We start from the raw sequence: 25,565 nt of genomic DNA, 5'->3' as shown, positions 1-25,565 counted from the left end.
TTCTTTCTTACGGACTGACGGTATCTATCTTTATTCTACCGTAAATGAGGAAATTCTTCATGCCGTAAAGAGCAGTGTCAACAATATAAAAACACCTCCGCTTTATTCTGCGGAGGTGCTTCCTGCTCGTTTATTCGTTTTCTTCAAATTGATAAAGCGGCGTAGAAAGGTATCTTTCCCCGTTACTAGGGATAACCGCAAGTACTTTTTTCCCTTTTCCAAGTTCTTTCGCAACCTGTTTTGCCGCATAGATAGCTGCTCCAGATGAAACCCCACCAAGCAAACCATCCTTTTTAGCAGCTTCCCTCGCAGTAGCGTAGGCGTCATCGTTGCTAACCTGGATAACTTCATCGTAAACATCAGTATCCAATACCTCAGGGACAAATCCTGCCCCGATTCCTTGTATTTTATGTGGACCAGGCTTTCCGCCAGAAAGTACTGGAGAAGCTTCTGGTTCGACTGCATAAATCTTAATGTCTTTATATTTTTCCTTTAATACTTTCCCTGCACCGGTAATCGTACCGCCTGTTCCTATACCGGAAATAAAGGCATCTAGCTGATCACCCATTTGCTGAACAATTTCTTTTCCGGTAGTACGGGCGTGAACGGCAGGATTTGCCACATTGTTAAATTGTTGCGGCATGAAGTAACCGTTCGCTTTTTGAAGTTCTTCCGCCTTTTTGATAGCACCTTTCATTCCGTCTGCACCAGGTGTAAGTACTAATTCCGCTCCGTAAGCACGCAAAAGATTGCGCCGCTCCATACTCATCGTATCCGGCATTACCAAGATGGCTTTGTAACCCTTGATTGCAGCCACGAGTGCCAATCCAATTCCTGTGTTGCCGCTTGTAGGCTCAATAATTGTATCTCCCTCTTTTAAATGGCCTTCTTCCTCTGCCGCTTCGACCATCGCAAGGGCAATTCTGTCCTTAACAGAGCTTCCGGGATTCATGAATTCCAACTTGGCATATACTTCTGCACTATCTTCATCTGCTGTCCGATTCAATTTTACAATCGGGGTATTGCCGATTAATTCTGCTATTGATTGTGCTACCTTCATTCTTTACCACTCCCAATTCCCACTATATTTGTTGGATTTATACTCAATGTAATGAATCCACTGGTAAAAGTCAACTAATCCGCCATCAATAGACAGATAATTAACACTATTCATGGAAAGCAAGTCATATACCAGCCTCCCATAAAAGCACCCGGAAACCGGACAGTGTCTTTCTCCTCTGCAGGAACAACAAAGGTAATAATTCTGTATGGATAGCTAAAATATATTTTCTAAAAAGCAATTGTCATGCCTGGCAATAACGAACCACTGTAAAAAGGAAGAAGCAGTCTTCCTGCCCCTCCCTTTTCTTCATTGTTCTTCTGCTTTTAATGCCTCTAAATCATCTGCTGAAAAATGATACTGTTCGTTACAGAAGTGGCACGTAGCTTCTGCCCCGCCGTCTTCCTTGATCATTTGATCGATTTCTTCCTCTCCTAAGCTTTTCAGCGCGTTCTCCACTCTTTCTTTTGAGCATTCACATTTAAACTGGACTGGCAGACTTTCATGAATTTTAAGGTTTTCTGCCCCGATCAATTTCTCTAAGATTTCTTCCGGTGTATTTCCGTCCCTGACAAGACTGGAAATAGGCGGGATACTATTGATTCGCTGTTCTAATTGATCGATTGTGCCGTCATCGGCGCCCGGCATTACCTGAAGGATAAACCCGCCGGAGGCAAGGATTGTATGGTCCGGGTTAACTAAAACACCCGCTCCTACAGCGGATGGTATTTGCTCTGAATTTACAAAGTAATAAGTGAAATCTTCACTCACTTCTCCGGAAATAATCGGGACTTGGCCTGTGAAGTGCTCCTTCATCCCAAGATCTTTGACTACGCTCAAGCTTCCTTGCGTTCCGACAGCTCTCGCCACATCCAGTTTTCCTTTTTCATTTAAATCGAAGTCGACATGCGGATTGGTAATGTACCCCCGGACTTCTCCTTGTCCATTACCATCAGCGATAATCGGGCCCACAGGTCCGTCGCCTTCGAGTTTGACTGTCAGTTTGTCATTTCCTTTCATCATCGCTCCCATCATCGAGGTAACGGTAATGGTTCTTCCCAACGCCGCTGAAGCTGTTGCCCATGTGTCATGACGCCTTCTTGCCTCTTCAACCGTTTCTGTGGATTGAATAGCATATGCCCTCACTGTCCCGTTAAAAGCTGTTGCTTTGATTAAATAGTCACCCATGTTGCATCATTCTCCTTTAAAGCATAAATTATTTGCGTTCGATTAATTGATCGTATTGAAATAGCCAGTCACCACTGACTCCATTTCGCAGACGGAACTCGGCCTCGTACTCATTCACCAGACAACTGGACGAAAGTGTACCTGAAAATATGCCTGTCTGTTTTATTTATTACACCGTTGATAAGTAAGCTTCATTATCCTAAAAGCAATACGTTATTTGTATTCCCCACATTTAAAACAAAAATCAGGATTCAGCAAACTTCTCCTGGGATTCTCACGCATCTTACTTACTATAATCGATTTTGCAGCCATATTCACATCATTTGATTTTTGTCAGGAATCAAACGAGCCTTTTACATTTTGTATAGAAAAACGCCCTCTTTGTCTGACTTTAAAGAGGGCGTGACTATTAATCGTTATTTTTGTTTTGGTCAGAAGCATTGTCTTCTGCATCATCATGAGAAGCTTCTTCTTCTGATTTTGTTTGGATATTCACTTTCATATCCTTCGTGTCGGAATTCTCTCCCTGGTCTTGTGCATTTCCATCTTGCTCGGAAACTACTTTATCAGGCATTTTCCCATCCTCAAACAACGATTTTATCTCGCTCGCATCAAGTGTTTCCACTTCCAGCAAGGTTTTAGCTACCAATTCAAGCTTGGATTTGTTTTCGGTTAGAATCTCTTTTGCCCGTGCATAGCACTGGTTGATGAAATTCTGTACTTCCTGGTCGATTTCATAAGCGATTGCATCACTGTAAGTTGGTTCGTTCTGCATATCTCTTCCCAGGAATACCTGTCCGCCCGAGCTGCCGAATTGCAGTGGGCCGATTTTATCGCTCATGCCATATTCGGTAACCATCTTACGGGCTATACTAGTAGCACGTTGGAAGTCGTTATGCGCTCCGGTACTGACCTCGCCGAAGATAATTTCTTCCGAAACCCGGCCACCAAGCAGTCCGGTGATTTTGTCCAACAATTCCGGTTTGGTCATGAAGTAACGATCTTCTCTCGGCAGCATGACTGCATATCCACCAGCCTGGCCGCGTGGCACGATTGTTACTTTATGGACCATGTCGGCGTCATCGAGGACCATTCCGATAATCGTATGACCACTCTCATGGTAGGCAACAATGTTTCGTTCCTTCTCGGAAATGACTCTGCTCTTCTTGGCAGGTCCTGCAATAACACGGTCAATCGCTTCATCTACGGAAAGCATATCAATTTTCTGTTTGTCACTTCTCGCAGCCACAAGCGCAGCCTCGTTGAGCAGATTTTCTAAATCGGCACCGGAAAATCCAGGTGTCCGCATGGCAATCGTTTTAAGGTCAACGGAATCATCCAACGGTTTGTTTCTGGCATGAACCTTAAGGACTTCTTCTCTCCCTTTAAGATCCGGTCGGTCGACAGTGATTTGCCGGTCAAAACGCCCCGGACGCAATAGAGCTGGATCAAGAATGTCCGGTCGGTTTGTAGCAGCGATTATGATGATGCCTTCGTTTTCACCGAAACCATCCATCTCGACAAGAAGTTGGTTCAATGTTTGTTCACGTTCATCATGACCGCCGCCGACTCCAGCTCCACGCTGTCTGCCGACTGCATCTATTTCATCAATAAAAATAATACACGGTGCATTCTTTTTAGCGTTCTCAAACAAATCACGAACACGGGAAGCACCGACACCTACGAACATTTCCACAAAGTCGGAACCACTGATGGAAAAGAAAGGTACACCAGCTTCTCCGGCAACAGCCTGTGCAAGCAAGGTTTTACCTGTACCTGGAGGGCCGACTAATAGAACCCCTTTCGGAATTCTTGCCCCGATATTGGCAAACTTGCGGGGATCTTTTAAGAAGTCCACGACCTCTACCAGTTCCTGCTTCTCTTCATCAGCACCGGCTACATCTTTAAATCTGACCTTCTTCTTCTCTTCGCTATACAGCTTGGCTTTGCTTTTCCCGAAGTTCATCACTCGGCTGCCGCCGCCCTGCGCCTGGTTTAACAGGAAGAAGAATAAGATAAATATAATAACAAACGGAATCATCGTGGTAAGAAATGTTACCCATCCGCTTGGTTGTTCCTCTTCTTCAACAATCAGTATGCCCTGGTCGGTCGCTGTATCGGTAATGCTGGCAACGATGTCAGGGTTATCCGGAACATTCGTGATGAATGTTTCGTTTTCTTCGCCAGTTAATTCTCCAGTTATCCGATAAACACCATTAGATGGCTGCATGGTCATATCTGAAATTTCACCATTATTCAATGCCTGCATAAACTCGTTTACATTATATTCTGTTTCTTGATTGTTTTGTCCATTAAATACTCCGACAATTCCGATTACCACCAGGAATATCAGGAAATAAAAAATGACATTACGAAAAATTCGGTTCATTGCCTACCTCCTCCCAAGCGAGAAAACTATAGTAAATAGTACCATATGAAAAAGGACCAATACAACTAATTACCCTTTTAAGATATGTCAATATTTCGACAGTCATACCTGTCAATCAAACAAGATTATTCACCGCCGTAAATCTTCGGCTTCAATACTCCTACATAAGGAAGATTGCGATACCTTTCCTTGTAGTCCAAACCATAGCCTACCACAAATTCATTCGGCACATGGAACCCGACAACATCGGCCTTGATATCGACCTTCCTGCCTTCGGGTTTGTCCAACAGTGTAACAATTTTAATGGAGTTGGCTTTCCGGTATTTGAACAAATCAACCAGGTAGCTGAGCGTCAAACCACTGTCGATGATATCCTCTATGATCAGTAAATCTCTTCCCTCTACCTTTGTATCTAAATCCTTGACGATTTTTACTTCTCCGGATGACCTGGTTTCCCCACCGTAACTGGAAACGTCCATAAAATCCATCTCCAAGTGCGTGTCCATTGCCCGGAGTATATCTGACATAAACGGCATTGCGCCCTTTAAAACACCGACTGCCAATGGAAATTTCCCTTCATATTCTTTTGTTAAACGTTCCCCTAATTCCTGGCATTTTTGTTTGATTTCTTCTTCAGAAATTAGAACTTTTTCGATATCGTTATTCATTCCTGATCCTCCTAGATGTTACTGTTCTTGTCGTAATGCAAGCGTAGAAATTTGCCATCATGACCACCGGAATGAAAAACCGCCTTTCTTAGTCCGGCCAGCCATAAAATGTTGCCTTTTCCATCTTCGACTATCGGCCAACCCTCTCTTAAACCAATCGGTATTTTCTCATCAATAAAGATATCTTTGATCTTTTTTGTCCCTTTCATTCCTTTAACCCTCATTTTATCACCAGGTTTTCGAGAACGGATGGACAACGGCCAGTTTATTCCGGCTAAATCATATGTAATAGCAAAGCGGGAATCTTCCAGGGGTTCACAGACAACCGAAGCAGACAGGATGGATCCATCAGGCAGTTCGACACTGCCAGGGCCTTGCAAAACTATGTAATAGCTGCCGCCGAACTCGGCCGCAAAAGAAAACGTGATCGAGTGGTATTCCTTGATGATCTTCAATCCTAATGGCAAATCTACCGACGCGTTTGCTCTACTGCTTGAAATCAGGCTGAAGAATCGATCCTCATGGGCATATGAAAGGTCAGGTGAAGTCGAATCATATAGATAATTCAATATTAGATGAAAGGCCCGTCTTTGTAAAGCAATGGGGAACTTGGCAAAGCTTTCTATCTGAAATGCCGCCCGCTTATTGTCGTCAGTAAACTCTACATGGGCAAGAACCAGTTTTTCGGCCTGCTCCGTCAAATAAGTTTCATCGCTCCTTGCAGCATCACTCAACCTGCGAATAGTGTGTAAGAAGTTTGGATTTTTTGCCTTAAGAAGCGGGAGGACGTGTAATCGAAAATAATTCCTTGTATAATTGTCCTCTTCATTGGAAGGATCCCTTCTCGGTACAATCCCATGCTTCTTGCAATAGTCCTCGATTTCCTCCCTGGATGAGCTCATGAACGGACGTATGATCATTCCGCCGGCGAAAGGTCTTTTACATGGAATCCCCTGCAACGCCGAAATAGTTGCCCCCCGGGTTAAACCCATCAGAACAGATTCTGCCTGGTCGTCGGCATGATGGCCTAATGCAAGATATGCAGCCCCGAACTTTTCCATCTGTTCAGCAAAAAACTGATACCGCAGATTTCTCGCGGAAAGCTGGGTGCCTGTACCTTCCTGTCTCTTATACGCCGGCACATCCAAAAAGGTTTCAACGATTTCGATATTCCACAAACTACATATCCTTCTTACATACTCGACATCCTGTTTTGATTCATCACCTCTTAATCCGTGATCAACAGTCAATGCGATCAGCCGAAGGTTCCATTCCTCTTCCATTGAAGCTAAAATGTGAAGCAACGCAAGAGAATCCGGGCCGCCTGAAACACCTATCAGCACAGTAGCCCCGCCGTGAAGCAGCTTCTCTCTTTTAATAAAGTCTTTAACTTTGGTTTTCATATTCCCCACTCCATTACCGGCTAACCTTTAATTTCTCTACCGTTAACCGGTCGCTTCCGCTTTTGTTCACCCAAACCACTTTAATCCTATCACTTCCGTTTTTCTACTGCAAAAGTAGCGGTAGGGTTAGATTAACAAAATATGAAAAAAGTAAAACAAACCAGCAGCTATTAAAATACTGATGCTTTCTAACAGGGAACGATCCCGATTGCCTGTTGTCGCTTTTCTGGCAGCTGTCCTTGTCTGTTTTGAGGCAGTTTGCGGCCGGTACATAAGCAGGGAGGCAATCTCTTGTTTCATTTGGCTGCTGGAGGTATAAGAACCTTTAAGCGCTTTTTTAAGAGGAATCTGAAATTTTTTCAATTGCCTGGTTGAGCCTAGTTTATTCATTAATGTTTTTTCGGGATGACTCCCTTTATCAAATCTCCCCGGGTGATAAACGTGCAGCATCACCATGGCCAAAGCAAATAAATCATAAGAAGGTTCTGCCTTTCGGCTGCCCATATTCCAATAACCTCGATCATAAAACTCGGTATATTCCTTGATTGATCTACCGACTTGTGTTGTTCCGCCCACATCGATCCACCTGACTCTCGGCGGAGAAGATGCAACCAGCAGGTTCTCCGTCTTTAAGTCGCCGAACACCCACCCTGACCGGTGCAATTGTTCTAAATCTCCTAACAGCTGAATCATGAAAGTGCCCAGCCATTCATCTCCATTCGAACGAATAAAGCTGCTTAGCCCCTGGCCATTTACATATTCCATTACATAAAAAGAGTATCTGGTACCGGAAGGATGGAGCCAATCATCGACATCCAACAAAGAAGGCCCAAGGCTGCCGTTTCCCTGGACCTTTTTTAAGGTTTTCAAAACATTCACTTCAGTAGTGATGGAAGAACCACTGGAACTTATTTTTAATGCAGCCCGAATTCCTTGATGATCGCAAAGATAAACGGTTCCTACCGCTCCGTTTCCCAGCTTTTTAACAATTTTGTACTGGTTTTTATGCCACTTTCCAGAAATAATCGTTCCTGGAAGAAGATGATGCTCACGCTTCTTCGATGTCGGATCGATTTTCATTTCTAAAGCTCCTTAGCAAGCTCTTCTTGCCAAACTGATACATTGCCTCTTTCAAAGCAGGTCCTGTCGGTGTGATTCCACCACTAGTAAGCTTAGGGAAAACAGAGGAAATAGAATCAAGACGCGGTGACCAGTCCAAAACTTTGTTTATCGCAGCTTTTTTGCCAGGAAAAGCATAAATCGAGAATCGATTCCTGCCAATCCTTGCATTCAGGCTGACTGATAAATCGAATAACGCTTCCTGAACCGTCGGAAGCTTGTCCGTCATGCTTGCACTCGTATCCACTAGGACAAGCACTTCCAGATCACATGTCTCGCCAAGATCCTCGACAACCTCCATTACTTCTCCCCTTTGTTCCGGCGGTAAATCTTCCAGACTTTGATTGGGTCCGAGTATTTGTTTCAGCTCCTGATTAACCACTCCCTGAAGTGTCTGTGTCATGGCTTGTTTGGTAACGGCCTGTACTGTTTTTGACAATACTTGTTGGTAGACGATTTGGCTGACACCCCCACCGGACAGCGCGATTTCCTCCACTTCTTGCAGCCCTCCGTCGTTTTCTGTCTGATTGTCTTCCAGTACGCCGATCACATTCACCGTGATACCCTGCTCGTAAGCCAATGCCGCCACAGCCGATGGATTCTCTCCTTTGTTGGAACAACCATCAGTGATCAGCAAGATTTGCTTTAACGTTCCTTTTTTCATAGACTACTCCTCCTCGAATATCCATTCTACTAGTATATGTTTAGTTCTGATGTGGATCGGATTCATTGCGTTCATTATCACCATTTTCGACGTTTCGGAGGAAATTATACCTGTGAAAAAGAACAAAACCTTTCACGCATGCTGCCGGTAAGCAGGAAATGCCGCCCACTTTGGCTTATTGATATCGACCTTTGTCACTAAAACCGTCATATCATCCTCTATTTCTCCAGCACGGTTGCGAACAACCTCCTCCAACAACAAATCAGCAATTTCCTGCGGGTTATCCGTCTCCATTTCTTTGATTTTTCTTTTTAGCCAAACATCAACGTTTTCCACATGCTTTGGCCCTTCAAATATCCCGTCACTCATCATAATCAACACATCACCCGGCTTTAACTGTTCTGTGACGACCTCTACATCAAACTCGCGAATGATGCCTATCGGCAGATTACTCGCTTCGATTTTGTGCATCGTATGGCCCCGTTTTATAAAGCTGGGGGTCGACCCGATTTTCAAAAACCGTACCGCTGCATCGTGCAAATCGATGACTGCCAAATCCAATGTAGAGAATATTTCTTCGCTCGTCCGCAGTGAAAGAATCGAATTAATGGATTTGATTGCAATTTGTTCTTGTATTCCGGATTGCAGTATCTGTTGAAGCAAGCGCAGTGTTTCGGTGCTTTCCTCATGGGCCCGTTCTCCATTTCCCATACCGTCGCTAATCGCCATCGCGTACTTTCCTGCTCCAAGCTCAATTGTGGAGTAACTGTCCCCTGATACCAATCCGCCTCCTTTGGCAGCATGGGCCACTCCTGTTTCCACTGCATATTTTCTAGCAGATCCGAAAGCCAGGAAGCATTCTCCATTAGGAAATGGGGAGATGTCTTCTTCTTTCACTACCACAGTTTCCTGTAAAATATCAGACAGCATCGGAGCTATCAATTTCGGTCCTTCGCCATGGTATTGAGAGAAAGTAAGATGCATTTCGATATCGATATTGCCTTTTTCTACGCTAAAAATATCGAGTTTTTCAATTTCCATGCCTATTTGTTTAAGAGATGCAGCTATCTCCATTTCCTGCTGCTCATGGTTCTCCCGCTCTTTCATGATTTCCTTGGCAAAATCATCCATTACCTCCGACACACCCAACAATTGATCAGCTACAAACCGTCTGCTTTCGCTCACTTGTTTTTTAAGTTTTTGGTTTGCCTCATAAAAGGAAAGCTCATGACGCATTGTTTCCATTACTTTTTGCGATTTGACACAATGATCTTCCAGATTTCGTTGCAGTATTTTATTTGGTCCTCCACCTGCCTCCATATCATTTTTCACTTCCGTTAGCAGCCCATAGGTTTTATCAAAGTTTGCCGCCCAGCAGCGGTCCTTTTTAAAGCAGGATTGGCAAGTCTTTTCGGTAACGTTGCTCAAAAAATAGTCTGTTTCTTTTAAGTGTTCTTCTTCTGGCGGTGTCTGCTGCTGTTGGACAAAACTTCGCGACAAAGCCTGAAAAACATTGGAAAATTGTTCCACTCGATTGGCCGTCACATCTCGTACTTTTTGCATATACTGCTCTTGCTCTTTCGAATGTTCCATTGTTCCGGGTATGTAGCGGGAAAGTCTTTTCACCCAACTTTGAGGTGTACAGATAAACAGAAGGACGGCGATGAGCGTCTCCAATAAGGACGGAAGCAGCGCCTCGATCCCCTTTCCATAAATTCCGATGAGCAATGTGCCGACAATCAACCCAATACTGACACCTACCTTTTTCCCATCCTTCAGCAATCCTCCAAGCAGACCTGAAAAAGCAAGTAAACTCATCTGGTAAAGGCTCGCAACGTTGGCCAGGCTTAAAATCAATCCTGCGACCACCCCCACTGTCGAACCGATTGCAGCACCTCCGACAAAAGCAAGCAAGAGCACCAAGTAGCGGGAAGTGATTTGTTCGATGGATGCCCCTTGAATCTCCCATCCGATGGTACCGGTCAAAATCGAAGCGAGTAAAATGATCATGCAGACAATTTCTTCGTTTTTTAAAGCAGGTTTGTACCTTTTTGGTGATAACAAAGGCACACTTTGCATAAATATAAGAACAAGTACAGCGGCAAGGATCCCTTCCACCACGGCAAGCATCCATTCATAGGCAGTCAGTTGATCTAACAAGGAAAAGCTGAATACCCGGGGCAACATACTGGATACAAACACGAGCAGCGGCAGCAGCTTTTGTTGATGCTTGATGTTTTTAAAAACTGCTGCTGTGAAAATGAACATTGCCATTGCCATGAGGGTGAATAATCCATGCTGCCACTCTAAACTGAACGCTCCAGCCAGGACTGCCAGCATGACAGGAAAGGACTTGTCCTTTCTGACAAACCATACGGAAGCAAGGAAAGAAAGGGCAAAGGGTGACATAGTAGATAACACAATAGCTCGTCCTAGCAAGAAACCGACAAACAAAAGCAGCCATCCTTTTTCCAATAGCAGTAATTTCGTCTTATCTCCCATCTTACGCTTTGCGTTTTCCAAAGCCTTCTTATATGATATTGGCTTCGTTTGCTGTCTTTCAGCCGTCTCCATCATTAAACACCACTCCTTCGTGTTGTTTATTTAAACACATCCCGTCTCCTTTTTTTGTCAAAACAACGGGTCAAATACAAAAAAGTCTTCGACGCTATTCCAGTGATGAGAGCGATTTTCAACATAAAACCAAAACAAGCTCTCACCATGCTGTCGATTTATCCGTATGCTGGTTGCCCCCCAGAGGAAACTGATTTTCATGCACTGCAGGTATGGACAAGCACATACACAAGGGGAATCCCTTTTTCACCATCTCGTAAACGCCGTTATGTAGGCGTTTACTTTTATTTTTAGTGATTTTTATCTTGCTTTTTTCTTCAAAAAGATTATAATAGTTCTTGTGCTAATTGTTCGCATAGGAACTATTTTTATAGATGTCCATGCATTACTAGCTGAGGAACATAAAGGAGAGGTTGTTTTGCAAGATAATAAAAAAATAGAAAGCATCATTACTTCTTTCCGTGAAGTCAGTAAAGCTTTCTATAAACAAATGTGGCATAATGCCAATGATCTAGGAGTTACCACTCTCCAGCTGCAAATTTTGAAGTTGTTAGAGGAACAGCCTGAACTCGGACTTGTCGAAATAGCGAATAAATTGAACAACAGCAAAAGCACGATCAGCGGCACTGTCGAACGATTGGTAAAAGCTGGTTACGTGGAACGGACAAGATCAGAACATGATCGGCGTGCCATTGTTTTGACCCTTACCGATGCAGGGACAAAAAAGAAAAAGGCAGCTTACAAGAGCTACCTGGAAAGGATGCAGGGTTTAAAAGATGTAAGCGACCAAGACGTCCAAAAACTCGTGGAGCTGCACAGCCTCATTTTAGATAAAATTTCAGATAACGGAGATGAATGAAAGTGCGAGATAGAACAGCTTTTATTGAAGCGTCACAGGTTGCGAAAGGACCGATTATCTTTATTATGGTGCTCGGAGCATTCGTGGCTATTCTTAACCAGACATTAATGAACATTGCCCTGCCTGTCATGATGGTAGACTTAGATATTACGGAGAACACAGCTCAATGGTTAACTACTGTGTTCATGCTGGTCAACGGTATTCTTATTCCGATTACGGCTTTTTTAATGGAAAAATTCAGTACACGTAAGTTATTCCTGACGGCGATGAGTTTGTTTGCGCTGGGTACCTTGATTTGCGGTATATCACCTAGTTTCTTTTTAATTTTGATTGGACGGGTCGTCCAGGCGGCCGGCGCCGGCATTATGATGCCGCTTCTGACAAATGTCATCCTGAGCCTTTTCCCGTTGGAAAAACGAGGAAGCGCCATGGGTCTAATCGGTCTGGCAATGATGTTCGCACCGGCGATTGGACCAACTTTATCCGGTTGGATTGTGCAAAACTATTCTTGGCGATTACTATTCTTTATTGTATTGCCTATCGCAGTGATCGATGTTATTTTGGCTTTCTTCCTGTTGCGTAATGTTACGAAGCTAAGCAATCCCAAAGTGGATATTTCATCGATTATCCTGTCTACTTTCGCCTTTGGCGGTTTATTATATGGATTTAGTACGGCCGGAAACAACGGCTGGGGAGAAACAGAAGTGATTGCTTCCCTTGCAGTGGGCGGTGTGGCGATGATAATCTTCGTGATTCGTCAGCTTCGGTTGAGCAATCCAATGCTTGAATTCCGGGTATTTAAATACAACATGTTCACGCTCACCACGATTATCAATGTAGTCGTGACCATGGCAATGTTTGCTTCCATGATTCTAGTTCCTTTATATTTACAAATCGTCCGCGGCTTTACACCGCTGGAATCCGGTCTGCTTTTACTTCCGGGAGCGATTATCTCAGGGATCATGTCACCGATCACCGGGAAGCTCTTCGATAAAATCGGCGCCCGTCCGCTAGCATTGGTCGGTTTGGCTATCACAGCAGTCATGACATTCTTTTTCACCGATTTAACGGATTCTACATCCTATATGCACATGATGATTATCTACAGTGCCCGGATGATCGGAATTTCCATGATCATGATGCCGATCATGACTGCAGGTTTGAACCAGCTGCCAAGACGTTATTACTCCCACGGAACTGCTATGGCGAACACGTTGCGGCAAGTTTCCGGGGCAATCGGTACAGCATTCCTTGTAACGGTTATGAGTAATCAGCGTACAGCACACATGGCCGATTTCCTGCCAAACGATGCGGCGGATCAGCAAATGTATGCATTCCAACACGCTACAATCGAAGGGATCAATGATTCCTTCATGGTGGCAACAGTATTTGCTGTAATCGGCTTTGCTTTGTCCTTTTTCTTAAAGCAAGTACGTCCTGCAGACGAAATGGAAGCAGAACAGAATACGAACAAGGAGTCCATCCAGTCAGCCATCACGGCTGATCAAGCTCCGGCTCCGCAAAAATAAGATATCGGGACAAAAGCATCGTGACCAAAACAAACACCGAACGATTCCACAATTCGTTCGGTGTTTTTGATGAGCAAAAAGCAAACCGTTCTACCCTTCTCTTAAATAGTGCGATCAATTATTTACTTGTATACTTGGAGAGATGGTCGATTTGGTTATAGTTGTGTATCTTCCATCCTTCCTTCCATAACTGAATATTACTAATGCACGCATTGATCAATTTTGTTTTCCCTGTACCGATTTTTCCATCGGAAACCGTAGATAAAATCACATTGATCACTCCACCATGTGCTACCAGTAATAATTCTTCATCCATATACTTGTTAGAGATTTCTTCGATTCCCTGCATGACCCGTTCTCGAAATGCATCAAAAGGCTCTTGCCCAGGATAGTTGCGGTGAGGATATCGCTTGTTCCGTTCTTCCATAGGCATTCCCTCTGCCTCTCCAAATGACCTTTCTTTAAAAGCTTCCATGATCTCTATCGGTTTCTGCCAGTTTTCATTGATGATTTCTGCAGTCTTTTGCGCTCTTATCAAAGGAGTTGTAATAATCCTGTCCATGTGCATGTCCTTAAAATAGTCTCTGCATTCCTTTGCCTGCTGGATCCCTGTTTCATTTAACGGGATATTCGTTTCTCCTTGTAACCTCCCTTGTAAGTTCCAATCTGTTTCCCCATGTCTTACTAAGCAAATCATCCATCGGTTCCCCCGTTCCTTTTATGTGCAGCCTTTTTTTGTTCAATTATTCTTTTAAAAACACATTTGTGATTTTTTTATTGACAGTCTCGTAATGCTATTGTATTATATCACTTGTGCCTCAACAATAGAGGACAAATTGTTTTTTTCTATTTTTATGGCGGTGTAGCTCAGCTGGCTAGAGCGTACGGTTCATACCCGTGAGGTCGGGGGTTCGATCCCCTCCGCCGCTATCACACAAAAAAGGTGGCCCTTGGGCCGCCTTTTTTATGTATAATAAGGCTTCTAAAAGCACGTGTTTTTCACAGGAGTCCCGCATTTTTCCGCAGCTTGGTATCGATTGCTCCCTTGATCAATGAAGAAATGCTTAACATTTTTAATTCGAGAATTTTTTCGGTAGAGAGAGAACGCGTTGCCCCTAGAGGAAAATTTCCATTCAAGCCATTGCAGGAGACAGCCTCACCTAATATTTGTTGGTAAAATGAAGAGTCGACGTTCCAACCGGGAAAGGGTAGTACTCTCCTTTAAAAATAGCAAACTGGTCCCAGCGAAGGAAAAACCCGGAGACTCCTGCGGGAGGAAAGGCCTCGGTGAGATCCCGCAGAGCGTCAGCTCGAGGAAGCTCACCAGCCGCCCGCGGAAAGCGCAGGGTATTTCCGCAGCGCCGTAGTCCTCCTTATTCTGTTTAAGGTGTTAAGAATCACACTCCAGGTTTGTCGCGACGACTAACAAGCAACAAGATATGAGACAAGAAACCTAATCATAATAAAAACGGATGCCATACATTCAAGCATGGCATCCGTTTTATATATTAGTAACAGAGTTCATTTAACAGCTCTCTCGATAGACAGCAAGTTTTATCTTTTTGCACCTCGACCTCCGCGTTTAGACTCGGTATTCTTCCTGATAGAAGCCAACCGGTCTTCTGAATCTTTCAAGAAACGGTTCATTTTGGATTCAAAATTTTCCGTGCGGTCGCGGTTATTATTACTTTTGTGATTATTTCTGCGGCGCCCGGCATTCGGATTATCTTTTGCTTTCTTGATCGACAATCCAATTTTGCCATCCTTTTCGACATTAATGACTTTAACCGTTACTTCATCTCCAACCGTCAAATGTTCATTAATATCTTTAACATAGTTATCGGCAACTTCACTAATATGAACCAAGCCGGTTGAACCACCAGGCAGTTCAACGAAAGCCCCAAAATTAGTGATCCCTGTTACCTTACCCTGCAACTTGCTGCCTACTTCGATTGACATAAAAAAAATGCTCCTCCTTAGAATTTTAAAAGTATCCTACTTATATATTATATATAAGCTGTAAAATGCGTGTCAATAAGATGGCTCCTCCTCCGGGAGTTCAAAAATAATTTCTCCTTTATTTGAGAAAAAATAGTTTGTCCTGGCGATTTCCAACACGTAATCTTCATCTTGAAGTAACCGGATTTCCTCCTGGAGGTCTTTTTCATCTTCTTTAAGAGAAGTCATTTTCCTTTCCAGCTTCTGAAACTGCTCCTGCTTTTCTGCATGTAACGTCCGTTGTTTAACCTGATAGGCTACCAATCCGCCTACAACGACAACTACCACGATAGAGAATAGCAGCAATCGGCGGAAAAGCCGCTTCTTTTTTTTCTTTTGTCTTTCTACTTGGGCATCATATTGCTTCATATAAGGAGAATCAATTTTTGCCACGGATTTTGCTCTTCTTGCCACTTACTCAGCTACCTCCTTTTTTTGTGCATAAACTGCCGCCATTTTCTTAACATATTCTTTATTTTACTATAAAATCCTGCAAGTGTGTGTAAGTATTTTTTTATAGCCTTCGGAAGCAGCATCCATATCAATTGTAAAAGGAGCCGGAAAGGAAACACACACACTTTCCCTATTACCGTTAGCAGCCATATTAAAACTGTCCCGATTCCGGTCAAGAGCATAAGAAGCAAACGGAAAAGCCAAATAATCGGCTGGATGATCAACCCATTAAATAAACGGGCAAAAAAACGATAAAGCGCAATGAGGAAGCCGATCAGTTTTTCCAGCAAACGTTGGTACAGGTGTTCGAATAGTGCCTTGTAGGTTGCAAAACCACACAAAAGCGCTAAAAATATATAAAAACGCAATTCTCCCTGGTTTACTTTGTATAATAAATAAAATAGGATCAATGTCTGGAGCAGCCAAAAACTGATTTCCATTCCATAAGAAAATAAAACACGGTGCTTCCAGCTTCTTTCAAATCGGCGGAAGGTGTCGATGGCAGCACCGACGTACACTCCTCCCGCCATCATGAGTAAGATCGCTGCAAATTGAACAGATAGAGTCATTTGAACAGCTTGCTAAAGAACCCTTTAGCCTTCTCTCCATGGTGTTCGTCCAAATAAGAAAGCTCGAATATTTTGCCTTTGATCGATACATTCCCTTCTCCGACATCCAGGTTTTTCATCTGCAGATTTTCTCCGCGGACGATCAAGTAGCCCATGACTGTCTGTAAAAGAAATTCTTCGTTGTCGAAGCTGTCGACTTCCTTGACACCCGTTATTTCCAAATTCCTTCTATTATTCATTTTGATATGGTGTTCCGCCTGAGGAGCACGAACTGAAGGATCCTTTTCATAATAATTCATTGTACAGCCCTCCCTTTATCGTTATATGTGTATGAAGAGAGGGACAGGCATAGAACATGTTCAATAAATTACCTACTAATAAACAAGTACATGCTTTACCGAGCTTAATTAGTCATTTAAAAGAAGGACATCCACTTTGATTAAAGAAAGTAATAAAATATGCGAATATTATTCTCGCTTTAAGGAGGGTTTCTTTACTATCGCCCTTTTCATCTAAAAGGGTGATTAGTAATGGAAAAAGTTTGTTTTATTGGATTAATGAAGTTGGATTGTTGAAAATAGCAATAAGAAATGAAATCCGTAGTGTACTCATCACCTAACTTGTGAAAGGAAGTGTTCCGTTTGAAAAAACATATGCTGTTTTTATCTCTGTTTCTGACAGTAGGGACATTGAACGCTTGTACTTCTAACCCAAATGATAAGACCTCGAATGAATGGAAAGAATCAAAGGAAGAAAATGAAGTCCGAGAAAGCACTAATGAGGATGAGAAGACAACGGCTGAAGATGACTGGGACTTGTCTTCAACTTTTCATTATTCGGTTGAATATGAAAGTGGTGAAGAAGGTTCTTACGAGATTGTGGGAAACAAAGACACGGTCGGCTTTACCGGACCATTTCCCATTATAGCCAAAGATAGCCAGAAATATTTTTGGTTTTATTTCGGAAAAGAAAACATCTACAATAAACCAGTCGAAGTAAAAGCCATAAAAAAGGGGACGAAGAAGCCTGTTAATATCCTTTCTGGCCCAAGTACCTTTTTTGAAGATGCGGCGGTAAGCCCTGATAGTGTGAATATGCCCTCTACTTTAACCTTTCCATCAGCAGGGATATGGAAAATCCTCATGTATATGGACGGGGAATTATATGAAAAAATCGTTGTAGAGGTTGTATGAAAAAATGTCTTCTTCAACTGAAAGGTAAGTAAGCTGAAGAAGACATTATGTCGAATCGGGACTTCCACATCTAAGACTATTACAGCCAGCCTTACATTAAATTCGGGATGTTCCGCCCTCTATTATATTCTCTCTAGTTGCAGTACTTGCATGAATGCTATTACAGAATTTTTCCATAAATATTGCTTACCATGTCCCTTTTTTCAAACCTTCCACCTGCATTCTGGCTGCACGATGTGCTCCGTATTTTTCTTTCAAATCCAGGAATTTGGCTTCACGCTGCAATTTTACATAACTTTTATAGCGATCAGCTGAAAGCTCGCCGGATTCAATCGCGTTTTGGATGGCACAACCGGGTTCCTGTTCATGCCGGCAGTCCCGAAACTTGCATTGTCCAGCCAGCCTTTCGACATCCTGGAAGGTTTCACCGGCAGCATCTTCTCCGGACCAAAGCTGCAGCTCCCTCATACCAGGCGTGTCGATAATCACGCCGCCTCCTGGAAGGAGAAATAGTTCCCGATGGGTCGTGGTATGGCGCCCCTTCGCATCCTCTTCCCTGATCATTTGGGTTTTCTGCACCTCCCGGCCGAGCAGTCGATTGATCAAGGTTGATTTTCCGACACCTGATGAACCGAGCAGAGAAACGGTCTTCCCCTCATGAAGGTATTCATTTAAGGACGTCAGGCTTTCTTCATGTAATGCATCAATTGCTAGGACAGGCGCGCCGAACGCGATCTCTTCTACAGCCTGGACCTTTTCATCCGTTTCCTTATCCCCGCACAAATCCTTTTTTGTCAAGACAAATACAGGGGAGGCGCCACTTTCATAAACTTGCATGAGATAACGTTCCATTCTGCGCAAATTGAAGTCCTGATTCAGCGCATTGACCTGGAAAACGGTATCGACATTTGCCGCCATCAACTGCTCTTCTTGTTTTGGTCCGGCAGCACGCCTTGATAGCAAACTGCTCCTTTGTAACACTTCATGGATAATTCCCTTGTCTTCCTCTTCGATCTCCTGGAATAATACCCAATCTCCGACACAAGGATAGTCCCTTGTATGCTCTGCGAGATGATGAAACCTGCCGCTCAAATGCGCCCTAAGCTCTCCATCTTCGGCAAACAGTTTATAAATACCATTGGAAGCCGTCGCAATCCGGCCAACCTTTCCTTCCTTGCTGCCATGCTCTTCTGCATAAAACTCCCTGTATCCAAGTGCTTGTAAATTGTACAAATAATTTCCTCCTGTTATTGGGAGGACTGCCTGCTAGCCAGCTGCATCCTCCTTGATTGTTTGGCTGCTTGTTTTGGTCATTAGAGATACCATGCTCATAAAACATCACGCTCCTTTTGTTAGTTGTCGATAGTCTACCACAAAAAAGAGGAAGAAACCTCCGTCCCCAGCCCGAAAAATCGAGAAAGCAAAAAATTTGGGTGAAAAGGATTCCATCGTATAAGATAAACCTGTTTTAGAAAAAGTAAGTGTATTAGGAGGTTGGCATGATGACGAAAAAGGTTCTAATGGTGGTAACAAATCACACAACCATAACAGATGATCATAAAACCGGATTATGGTTGGAGGAATTTGCTGTCCCTTACTTAGTATTTAAAGAAAAGGGATATGAAGTGAAAGTCACCAGTATTTCTGGCGGGGAAGTAGCCCTGGACCCAAACAGTATTGACGAAAAAAGCCCTGATTGGGCAGAGGCCGAAGAGGTGTTAAAGGATACCGCCAAGCTCAGCAAGGAAGACGCCGAAGGTTTCGACGCAATTTTCCTTCCGGGTGGCCATGGAACGATGTTCGACTTTCCGGACAACGAAACCCTCTTGTATGTTCTACAGCAATTCGCAGAACAAGGTAATATCATCGGGTCTGTATGCCACGGTCCAGCCGGACTCGTGAATGCCACCTACAAAGATGGCACACCTCTTGTAAAAGGCAAAAGGGTTTCCGCATTTACCGACGCCGAAGAAAAAGAAATGCAGTTGGACCAACACATGCCTTTCTTGCTCGAGTCGAAACTGCGTGAAAAAGGGGCACTATTTGAAGCAGCAGAAAACTGGACGGATCACTCTGTCCGTGATGGTAATTTAGTGACAGGTCAAAACCCTCAATCAAGCAAAAGCACCGCCGAAAAAGTGGTTGAAGCATTGGAAGACTAATGAAAGTCCAAAAAAACAGCAGCCCCGGTTTTTCCGGAGGGCTGCTGTTTTTTAGTTTACTGCTTCTTCTTTTTTTACGGTATACAGAGAAGCAGCTTCATCTTTCCTCACGACCTCTCGTAAGGAATCAATCTGGATGGTCAATAGCTTCTGGCCGAATTGAATCGTCAATTCATCTCCTACTGCCACATTCGAAGCTGCCTTAGCCTGATTGCCGTTTATCGTGATTCGTCCTTGATCGGCGACCTCCTTGGCTAATGTCCGGCGCTTGATCAACCTTGATATTTTAAGAAACTTATCTAATCGCATCTAGCTTCGTCACTTCCTTTTATATATTGTTATTCCATTTTCTTTGCTTCATTCCAATAATGATCCAATTCCTCGAGGGTCATATCGCCCATATTCTTACCGCTTAAAGCCGTTTGTTCTTCTATATAGGCAAACCTGTCGCGAAACTTGGTATTCGTCCGGTTTAAAGAAAGTTCCGGGTTGATTTTATAATAGCGGGCTAGATTCACAATAGCAAATAAGAAATCTCCGAATTCCTTTTCGATTTCCTCGTGTTTTTTCTCTTTGATCGCCTCGCGCCATTCCTCGAGCTCTTCATGGAGCTTCTCCCAAATCGGCTCGGCATTTCCCCAATCGAATCCCACCTTTGCTGCTTTCTTTTGCAGTTCCTCGGCAGCGGTCAACTGCGGTAATTCTATTGGAATTCCACTCAACAGGGATGGTGCAGCCTGTTTCTCTTCCGCTTTGATTTTCTGCCAGTTATCCACCACTTCTTCAGCTGTGTCGGCAATAGCTTCTCCAAATACATGAGGATGACGGCGAATCATTTTATTGGTCAATGTACTAATTACGTCATCAATGGTAAAAAATCCTTCATCTTCTCCAATTTGACTGTGCAGCATTACTTGCAACAGGACATCCCCGATTTCCTCGATCATCGCCTCATCATCTTTAGCATTCACCGCTTCAATGAACTCATAGGCTTCTTCCAATAAATACTGCCGTAATGATTCATGGGTTTGTTTCTTATCCCACGGGCATCCGTTTGGCCCTCTTAGTTGCGCAATTACTTCTCTTAATCGGAAAAAGTGATGGTTTAATGCTGTATCCGCCACTGGTGCTACATAAACACTGGTCAGGTTGCTCAAACGGGCAGACTGATCCAGCTCTACCAACGGGATGGTCACTACTTTTTCCTGGCTGCTGCCGGCAGCCTCCACGATTGTAACAGGATGTTCCGGAGAAAGATCCTCCAACAAGGTCAATTTTACTTCAGATGCAATAAACGCATCGTACACCTGGCAAAAAACAATGTGGTGACGATATTCCAATTCATTACGTTTAAAGGAGTTTGCATCAACAAACTGAAACCCATCAATGGGATCAATACGTAATGTAGTAAAAAGTGCATCCAAGTAGCTTTGCCCACCAGTGACACTTACATGGAGCTTGTCGTTTTCCAACAGCAATTGGACTGTCTTTTCCGCCAGCATCGGATGACCGGGAACCGCATAGATGACATCGTGTTTGACAGCCGCGTCAGCAAGAAGAGCTGCAATTTCCTCATACACGGAAGAAAATTCCTGATTCTTCTCATATATTTCATCAAAAGAAGCAAACGTGACACCCTCTTGTTTCAAGTGTTCGATCACCGGGTGATCAAGCGTCCGCACATAGATTTGCTCCTTATGGTCTATCAGTTTTCGATAAATCCCTAAGGGGAGCTGATTAATGTCGCCTGCACCCAGACCAATGATTTCAACGTTGTTTGCCATGTTTATTTCCTCCTTTATTTAGGCCGATTAAATACCTGCCCAAAGGTAGTGCTTCCAGTTCTTTTTCGTTAAATGCATGCAGCCTGATCAGCAAAAAGATATAGATAGCGGCCCCTCCTAAGCAGGCTATAAGCGTATACGCTACATAATCAATTCGGGGACCTCCCAGAATGATCTTCCCCAGACTTCTGTCCAATCCATAAAGAAATAAGACCATTCCGACAAGCGAGATGCCAAGTGCGGACCACCTGAAGTGCAGTAGGCGCACACACGGAAGTCTACGCTTTAACTGAAAGAAATTCAGAAGCAGGATGATGCTCACAGCCAATACAGTTGCAACAGCACTTCCGCCAATTCCCCACATCGGCACCAACAGCTCATTCAACAACCATTTGCAAGCCACACCGAGCAAGACGATACCAGCTGTCAGTCGGATATCCCCCAGTCCCTGCAGAATAGAGGACAGGGTCAAAGCCAGTGAAGTAAACAAGATAGATAGTGCTAAGATTTGCAGACTGCCCGTCCCGGCAGTATCTTCAAACAATAGTATATTCGCGTAAGGAAATATCGTAATCAATCCCACAGCCGCTCCAGCTGCTATGAGTAAACTGAAGTTCCAGGCACTTTTTACATGATCGGATAATTCACCTGGCCGTTCCTGGAGTTGTTGTTTTGTTACTGTTGGCACCAGTGCCAGTGCCAGCGACGAACCCAGCACTGTTCCCAATTGAACTAACGGCTGGCCCCGGTCAAAAACGCCTTTCCATTCCATCGCCTGCTGACGCGTCATCCCGTAATCGAGTAAATTCGGAACAAGGGTGAAAGCATCTGCGAATTGGATCAACAAAAACATCATATAGTTTAAACAGATAAACATCCCATAGAGGAGAATCGTCCGGATATATTTCCGCCACGGAACGGAAGCATCGGATTGTGGCATCTGCCAAGGGCGTTCTCGGATGAATAGAAAAGACAATACCAGAACAGCTGCACAAGCACCCATCAATGAACCCGCAGCTGTTCCGGAACCAATTTCATACAAATTACGTCCTTGATTTACCAGGACGATCGCTACTACTAAAATGACAGTCACTCTTACTACCTGTTCTACTACCTGTGAGACAGCTGTTGGTTTCATATCATTCAGCCCTTGGAAAACTCCTCTGCCAATAGAGGAAAACGGAATAAATAAAAACGGCACGGCTGCGATCCGCAGCGGGTCTGTTAACCGGCTGTCTCCCATGGCCATTGCAATTTGAGGGGCTAAAGCAAACAGCGCTCCAAACAGCAGCAGGTTGATGGTGACTAATAAACTTATGATTGGGCCATAAAAAGAACGGAAGGAAAGCGGGAAACCACGCTCTCGTTCTTCCGCCACCAATTTGGAGATAGCTGCCGGGAAGCCATATAAAGACAACATGAAAGCCATTCCTAAAAAAGGATAAATCTGTTGATAAATATAAAAACCGACATCTCCCGTTATATTTTGTAAGGGGATACGGTAACCTGCACTCAAAATTTTACTGATCAATCCTGCAGCAGTAAGCAGGAGAGCTCCTTTGAACATTTGCTTGGTAGGTTGTATTTCTTCCATTATTTCGTCCTTTGCATCATATAGTATGGCTAATGCCCATATTAGAAATTCTTCTGCTATTATAGCATAGCGGTATCCTTTCCCATATCCATACAGATGGAAAAGGATTACGTTCACCCTTCGGCTTTTGTAAAGGACGTAATTGGAAAAAAAAGGCTCCACCCCGATAACCATGGTGGAGCCTTTCGTTATATTCCTTACTGTATCGTCACGATATCTTTGTCTTTTGCGTTCACTTGACCTGAAGCCTTCAACGTAACTTCCTGACCTTCTTCCAAATTCGTAAATACGACTGGTGTAACAGTGGAAGCTGCATGTTCTGCAATATAGTCCAAATCGACTTCCATCAACGGCTGGCCTTGTTCAACAAAGTCACCTTCTTGGACTTTGGCCTCAAATCCTTCTCCTTTTAACTTCACGGTGTCTATTCCGATATGAATCAGGATTTCTGTTCCGTTATCTGCCTGCAAGCCAATTGCATGCTTCGTCGGAAAGACATTCAGTACTTTCCCGTTTACCGGTGACACAATCGTTCCCTGGTCAGGCTTGATTGCAAAGCCATCCCCCATCATTTTACCGGAGAATACTTGATCAGGCACCTCGGTGATGGAAAGAATTTCCCCGCTTAACGGGCTGGCAAATTCCAGATTGCTCAAATCGACAGGTGCTTCTTCCGCATCTTTTGCTTTATCGATGATTTGCGAAACGTCTTCTTTTGATCTCGGTGTTTTTCCATCTATAATATCCTGCATCTGACCGCGCAAACTGTCGGAAACGGGTCCGAAGATTGCCTGGATGTTATTACCTACTTCCATCACGCCAGAAGCACCAAGCTTCTTCAACCTGTTTTTATCTACTTCATTTTTATCATCGACACTGACCCGCAAACGAGTAATACAAGCATCAAGGTGGGTGATGTTTTCTTTTCCACCCATTGCAGAAAGGATTTCATATGGCAAGTCTCCGATTTCTTCTCCATCGTCCTCGTCCGCGGCCTCATCTTCCCGTCCTGGTGTCGCAAGGTTAAACTTAAGAATTGCCCAGCGGAATCCAAAGTAATAGATGACCGCAAGAACCAGACCGACGATGATGACCCACCACCATGGGGTTTTATTTTGCATGACCCCGAATAAAATGAAGTCGATCAATCCACCGGAAAAGGTCATCCCTATTTTCACATTCAGTAATTGCATCGTCATAAATGATAGTCCAGCAAATATTGTATGGATTCCGAATAAAACGGGTGCTACGAATAAGAAAGAGAACTCTAAAGGTTCCGTAATACCCGTCAGGAAAGACGTCAAAGCTGCAGATCCCATTATACCTGCTACTACTTTTTTACGTTCCGGCTTAGCAGTATGATAAATGGCCAGAGCAGCTGCCGGAAGACCGAACATCATGAACGGGAATTTACCAACCATGAATGTTCCAGCTGTAAATTCATCGACACCATCTTTTAATTGCTCGAAGAAGATAGTCTGGTCACCGCGGACAATCTCGCCAGCCGCGTTCGTATAGGAACCGAATTCGAACCAGAATGGCGAATAAAAAATATGATGCAGACCGAATGGAATCAATGCTCTTTCAATAACACCAAAAACAAATGTCGACAGTGTCCTGTTTGTTTCCAGCATGAAATGGGATAAAGCATTCAAACCTGTCTGAGCATATGGCCATATGAATAACATGATAATTCCTAGAATCAAGGCTGAAAACGCAGTGACAATAGGCACAAACCGTTTTCCAGCAAAAAAGCCCAAAAACTGTGGGAGTTGAATATTGAAAAACTTCTTATACATATAGGAGGCTAATAACCCTACTATTATCCCTCCAAACACACCGGTTTGAAGAGTCGGCGTACCGAGCACCATGGCATAAGCAGGGTTATCCTCTGCCATTTGCTGTGTTACGTCCCCGAAAACCCCCATGGTGACATTCATGATTAAGTAACCAATGATCGCCGCTAGTCCGGCTACTCCATCCCCGCCGGCAAGTCCGATGGCTACACCAACCGCAAATAGCAACGGCAGGTTATCAAAAACGACACCACCTGCTTCAGCCATTACAGCCAAAATTTCCTGTACCCAAGGGGTCCCGAAGAAAGGAACCTTCTCCACAAAGGTATCCTGGGCAAAGCTTGTACCAAATGCAAGCAAAATACCTGCCGCTGGGAGCAGTGCTACCGGCAGCATTAGTGCTTTACCGACTTTTTGCAACGTGCCAAAAGCATTTTTGAACATAATAATACCCTCCTAAGTATTTTGATTTTTGCTAACCAATCTATCCTAAAACGTTTTCAGGAAGACAAATAAAAAAGGCATGAGTATTCAAGATTCAGGTTAAAAGGATATACTTATCC

The 25,565-nt window shown here is 43.7% G+C and carries 22 protein-coding genes and 1 tRNA gene; 5 read left to right on the top strand and 18 right to left on the bottom strand.

All coding sequences use genetic code 11. The annotated features are described in order from the left end of the window. Positions 1 to 130: 130 nt before the first annotated feature. The 8 genes from cysK to spoIIE all read right to left on the bottom strand — a co-directional run bounded on the left by cysK (position 131) and on the right by spoIIE (position 11,068). Complete coding sequence (gene cysK / locus ERJ70_RS19700) at positions 131 to 1,060, bottom strand: cysteine synthase A (RefSeq protein WP_209366398.1); 930 nt, start codon at positions 1,058 to 1,060, stop codon at positions 131 to 133. 309 nt (positions 1,061 to 1,369) lie between these two features. Next, on the bottom strand, positions 1,370 to 2,248 hold the full coding sequence (gene hslO, locus ERJ70_RS19695) for an Hsp33 family molecular chaperone HslO (RefSeq protein ID WP_209366397.1): 879 nt from the start codon (positions 2,246 to 2,248) through the stop codon (positions 1,370 to 1,372). Positions 2,249 to 2,657: 409 nt separating this feature from the next. Next, entirely contained in the window at positions 2,658 to 4,637 is a 1,980-nt protein-coding gene (gene ftsH / locus ERJ70_RS19690; RefSeq protein WP_209366396.1) for an ATP-dependent zinc metalloprotease FtsH, read from the bottom strand. Positions 4,638 to 4,762: 125 nt separating this feature from the next. Next, positions 4,763 to 5,305, bottom strand: a complete 543-nt coding sequence (gene hpt / locus ERJ70_RS19685; protein ID WP_209366395.1) for a hypoxanthine phosphoribosyltransferase — start codon at positions 5,303 to 5,305, stop codon at positions 4,763 to 4,765. Positions 5,306 to 5,316: 11 nt separating this feature from the next. Then, on the bottom strand, positions 5,317 to 6,708 hold the full coding sequence (gene tilS, locus ERJ70_RS19680; RefSeq protein ID WP_209366394.1) for a tRNA lysidine(34) synthetase TilS: 1,392 nt from the start codon (positions 6,706 to 6,708) through the stop codon (positions 5,317 to 5,319). 126 nt (positions 6,709 to 6,834) lie between these two features. Next, positions 6,835 to 7,788 (bottom strand): serine/threonine protein kinase PrkT, encoded by a 954-nt coding sequence (gene prkT, locus ERJ70_RS19675; RefSeq protein WP_209366393.1) that lies wholly within the window; start codon positions 7,786 to 7,788, stop codon positions 6,835 to 6,837. Beyond that, entirely contained in the window at positions 7,757 to 8,491 is a 735-nt protein-coding gene (locus ERJ70_RS19670) for a VWA domain-containing protein (protein WP_209366392.1), read from the bottom strand. Before ERJ70_RS19670 ends, prkT begins: the two co-directional genes overlap by 32 nt. A gap of 132 nt (positions 8,492 to 8,623) precedes the next feature. Further along, positions 8,624 to 11,068: a stage II sporulation protein E gene (gene spoIIE / locus ERJ70_RS19665; protein WP_209366391.1), complete on the bottom strand. Its 2,445-nt coding sequence runs from the start codon at positions 11,066 to 11,068 to the stop codon at positions 8,624 to 8,626. Between the two features lie 415 nt (positions 11,069 to 11,483). Here spoIIE and ERJ70_RS19660 point away from each other — a divergent pair, with 415 nt between their 5' ends. Together ERJ70_RS19660 and ERJ70_RS19655 are read left to right on the top strand one after the other, a co-directional pair. Next, entirely contained in the window at positions 11,484 to 11,924 is a 441-nt protein-coding gene (locus ERJ70_RS19660; protein WP_209366390.1) for a MarR family winged helix-turn-helix transcriptional regulator, read from the top strand. Beyond that, the gene (locus ERJ70_RS19655) at positions 11,921 to 13,453 is read left to right on the top strand and encodes a DHA2 family efflux MFS transporter permease subunit (RefSeq protein WP_445190369.1); all 1,533 of its coding nucleotides are present in this window, start codon (positions 11,921 to 11,923) and stop codon (positions 13,451 to 13,453) included. The genes ERJ70_RS19660 and ERJ70_RS19655 overlap by 4 nt, the downstream gene beginning before the upstream one ends. A 118-nt stretch (positions 13,454 to 13,571) precedes the next feature. Here ERJ70_RS19655 and ERJ70_RS19650 read toward each other — a convergent pair whose 3' ends face one another. Beyond that, on the bottom strand, positions 13,572 to 14,150 hold the full coding sequence (locus ERJ70_RS19650) for a histidine phosphatase family protein (RefSeq protein ID WP_209366388.1): 579 nt from the start codon (positions 14,148 to 14,150) through the stop codon (positions 13,572 to 13,574). Between the two features lie 159 nt (positions 14,151 to 14,309). On the opposite strand from ERJ70_RS19650, the gene ERJ70_RS19645 reads away from it, so the two are divergent. Then, a tRNA-Met gene (locus tag ERJ70_RS19645) sits at positions 14,310 to 14,383 on the top strand. Positions 14,384 to 15,007: 624 nt separating this feature from the next. Here ERJ70_RS19645 and ERJ70_RS19640 read toward each other — a convergent pair. The 4 genes from ERJ70_RS19640 to yabP form a co-directional block, all read right to left on the bottom strand. Beyond that, complete coding sequence (locus ERJ70_RS19640; protein WP_209366387.1) at positions 15,008 to 15,412, bottom strand: S1 domain-containing RNA-binding protein; 405 nt, start codon at positions 15,410 to 15,412, stop codon at positions 15,008 to 15,010. Between the two features lie 72 nt (positions 15,413 to 15,484). Then, positions 15,485 to 15,865, bottom strand: a complete 381-nt coding sequence (locus tag ERJ70_RS19635; RefSeq protein WP_209366386.1) for an FtsB family cell division protein — start codon at positions 15,863 to 15,865, stop codon at positions 15,485 to 15,487. An 8-nt stretch (positions 15,866 to 15,873) separates the two neighbouring features. Next, on the bottom strand, positions 15,874 to 16,473 hold the full coding sequence (gene yabQ, locus ERJ70_RS19630; RefSeq protein WP_209366385.1) for a spore cortex biosynthesis protein YabQ: 600 nt from the start codon (positions 16,471 to 16,473) through the stop codon (positions 15,874 to 15,876). Beyond that, the gene (gene yabP / locus ERJ70_RS19625; RefSeq protein WP_209366384.1) at positions 16,470 to 16,772 is read right to left on the bottom strand and encodes a sporulation protein YabP; all 303 of its coding nucleotides are present in this window, start codon (positions 16,770 to 16,772) and stop codon (positions 16,470 to 16,472) included. Before yabP ends, yabQ begins: the two co-directional genes overlap by 4 nt. Positions 16,773 to 17,114: 342 nt before the next feature. On the opposite strand from yabP, the gene ERJ70_RS19620 reads away from it, so the two are divergent. Continuing rightward, positions 17,115 to 17,666, top strand: coding sequence for a DUF4871 domain-containing protein (locus ERJ70_RS19620; RefSeq protein WP_209366383.1), 552 nt, complete (start codon positions 17,115 to 17,117; stop codon positions 17,664 to 17,666). Positions 17,667 to 17,852: 186 nt separating this feature from the next. Here the strand turns inward: ERJ70_RS19620 and rsgA are convergent, their stop codons facing one another. Further along, a complete protein-coding gene (gene rsgA, locus ERJ70_RS19615) occupies positions 17,853 to 18,899 on the bottom strand; it encodes a ribosome small subunit-dependent GTPase A (protein WP_209366382.1) in 1,047 nt (348 codons plus the stop codon). Positions 18,900 to 19,168: 269 nt separating this feature from the next. Here rsgA and ERJ70_RS19610 point away from each other — a divergent pair, with 269 nt between their 5' ends. Then, positions 19,169 to 19,828 (top strand): type 1 glutamine amidotransferase domain-containing protein, encoded by a 660-nt coding sequence (locus ERJ70_RS19610; RefSeq protein WP_209369578.1) that lies wholly within the window; start codon positions 19,169 to 19,171, stop codon positions 19,826 to 19,828. 51 nt (positions 19,829 to 19,879) lie between these two features. Here ERJ70_RS19610 and ERJ70_RS19605 read toward each other — a convergent pair whose 3' ends face one another. From ERJ70_RS19605 to ptsG, 4 genes are all read right to left on the bottom strand, one after another. Then, positions 19,880 to 20,137, bottom strand: a complete 258-nt coding sequence (locus ERJ70_RS19605; RefSeq protein ID WP_026568993.1) for an RNA-binding S4 domain-containing protein — start codon at positions 20,135 to 20,137, stop codon at positions 19,880 to 19,882. Positions 20,138 to 20,166: 29 nt separating this feature from the next. Further along, entirely contained in the window at positions 20,167 to 21,612 is a 1,446-nt protein-coding gene (gene yabN / locus ERJ70_RS19600; RefSeq protein ID WP_209366381.1) for a bifunctional methyltransferase/pyrophosphohydrolase YabN, read from the bottom strand. Next, entirely contained in the window at positions 21,596 to 23,206 is a 1,611-nt protein-coding gene (locus ERJ70_RS19595) for a putative polysaccharide biosynthesis protein (protein ID WP_209366380.1), read from the bottom strand. Before ERJ70_RS19595 ends, yabN begins: the two co-directional genes overlap by 17 nt. A 197-nt stretch (positions 23,207 to 23,403) precedes the next feature. Further along, positions 23,404 to 25,446, bottom strand: a complete 2,043-nt coding sequence (gene ptsG, locus ERJ70_RS19590; protein ID WP_209366379.1) for a glucose-specific PTS transporter subunit IIBC — start codon at positions 25,444 to 25,446, stop codon at positions 23,404 to 23,406. Between the last annotated feature and the right edge of the window lie 119 nt (positions 25,447 to 25,565).

The organism is Sediminibacillus dalangtanensis, assembly GCF_017792025.1.
GTDB classification, from domain to species: domain Bacteria; phylum Bacillota; class Bacilli; order Bacillales; family Amphibacillaceae; genus Sediminibacillus; species Sediminibacillus dalangtanensis.
Note: the sequence above shows the minus strand (reverse complement) of the source record. Positions and strands in the feature narration are given on the sequence as shown.

Bases quoted from the DNA above. Each gene is read 5' to 3' on its own strand.
- ERJ70_RS19655 (WP_445190369.1), top strand. From the start codon at position 11,921: ATGAAAGTGCGAGATAGAACAGCTTTTATTGAAGCGTCACAGGTTGCG.
- ERJ70_RS19640 (WP_209366387.1), bottom strand. From the start codon at position 15,412: ATGTCAATCGAAGTAGGCAGCAAGTTGCAGGGTAAGGTAACAGGGATC.
- yabQ (WP_209366385.1), bottom strand. From the start codon at position 16,473: ATGACTCTATCTGTTCAATTTGCAGCGATCTTACTCATGATGGCGGGA.
- ERJ70_RS19610 (WP_209369578.1), top strand. From the start codon at position 19,169: ATGACGAAAAAGGTTCTAATGGTGGTAACAAATCACACAACCATAACA.
- cysK (WP_209366398.1), bottom strand. From the start codon at position 1,060: ATGAAGGTAGCACAATCAATAGCAGAATTAATCGGCAATACCCCGATT.
- hpt (WP_209366395.1), bottom strand. From the start codon at position 5,305: ATGAATAACGATATCGAAAAAGTTCTAATTTCTGAAGAAGAAATCAAA.
- ERJ70_RS19595 (WP_209366380.1), bottom strand. From the start codon at position 23,206: ATGGAAGAAATACAACCTACCAAGCAAATGTTCAAAGGAGCTCTCCTG.
- prkT (WP_209366393.1), bottom strand. From the start codon at position 7,788: ATGAAAATCGATCCGACATCGAAGAAGCGTGAGCATCATCTTCTTCCA.
- yabP (WP_209366384.1), bottom strand. From the start codon at position 16,772: ATGAATTATTATGAAAAGGATCCTTCAGTTCGTGCTCCTCAGGCGGAA.
- ERJ70_RS19605 (WP_026568993.1), bottom strand. From the start codon at position 20,137: ATGCGATTAGATAAGTTTCTTAAAATATCAAGGTTGATCAAGCGCCGG.
- ftsH (WP_209366396.1), bottom strand. From the start codon at position 4,637: ATGAACCGAATTTTTCGTAATGTCATTTTTTATTTCCTGATATTCCTG.
- tilS (WP_209366394.1), bottom strand. From the start codon at position 6,708: ATGAAAACCAAAGTTAAAGACTTTATTAAAAGAGAGAAGCTGCTTCAC.
- spoIIE (WP_209366391.1), bottom strand. From the start codon at position 11,068: ATGATGGAGACGGCTGAAAGACAGCAAACGAAGCCAATATCATATAAG.
- ERJ70_RS19670 (WP_209366392.1), bottom strand. From the start codon at position 8,491: ATGAAAAAAGGAACGTTAAAGCAAATCTTGCTGATCACTGATGGTTGT.
- ERJ70_RS19650 (WP_209366388.1), bottom strand. From the start codon at position 14,150: ATGATTTGCTTAGTAAGACATGGGGAAACAGATTGGAACTTACAAGGG.
- hslO (WP_209366397.1), bottom strand. From the start codon at position 2,248: ATGGGTGACTATTTAATCAAAGCAACAGCTTTTAACGGGACAGTGAGG.
- yabN (WP_209366381.1), bottom strand. From the start codon at position 21,612: ATGGCAAACAACGTTGAAATCATTGGTCTGGGTGCAGGCGACATTAAT.
- ptsG (WP_209366379.1), bottom strand. From the start codon at position 25,446: ATGTTCAAAAATGCTTTTGGCACGTTGCAAAAAGTCGGTAAAGCACTA.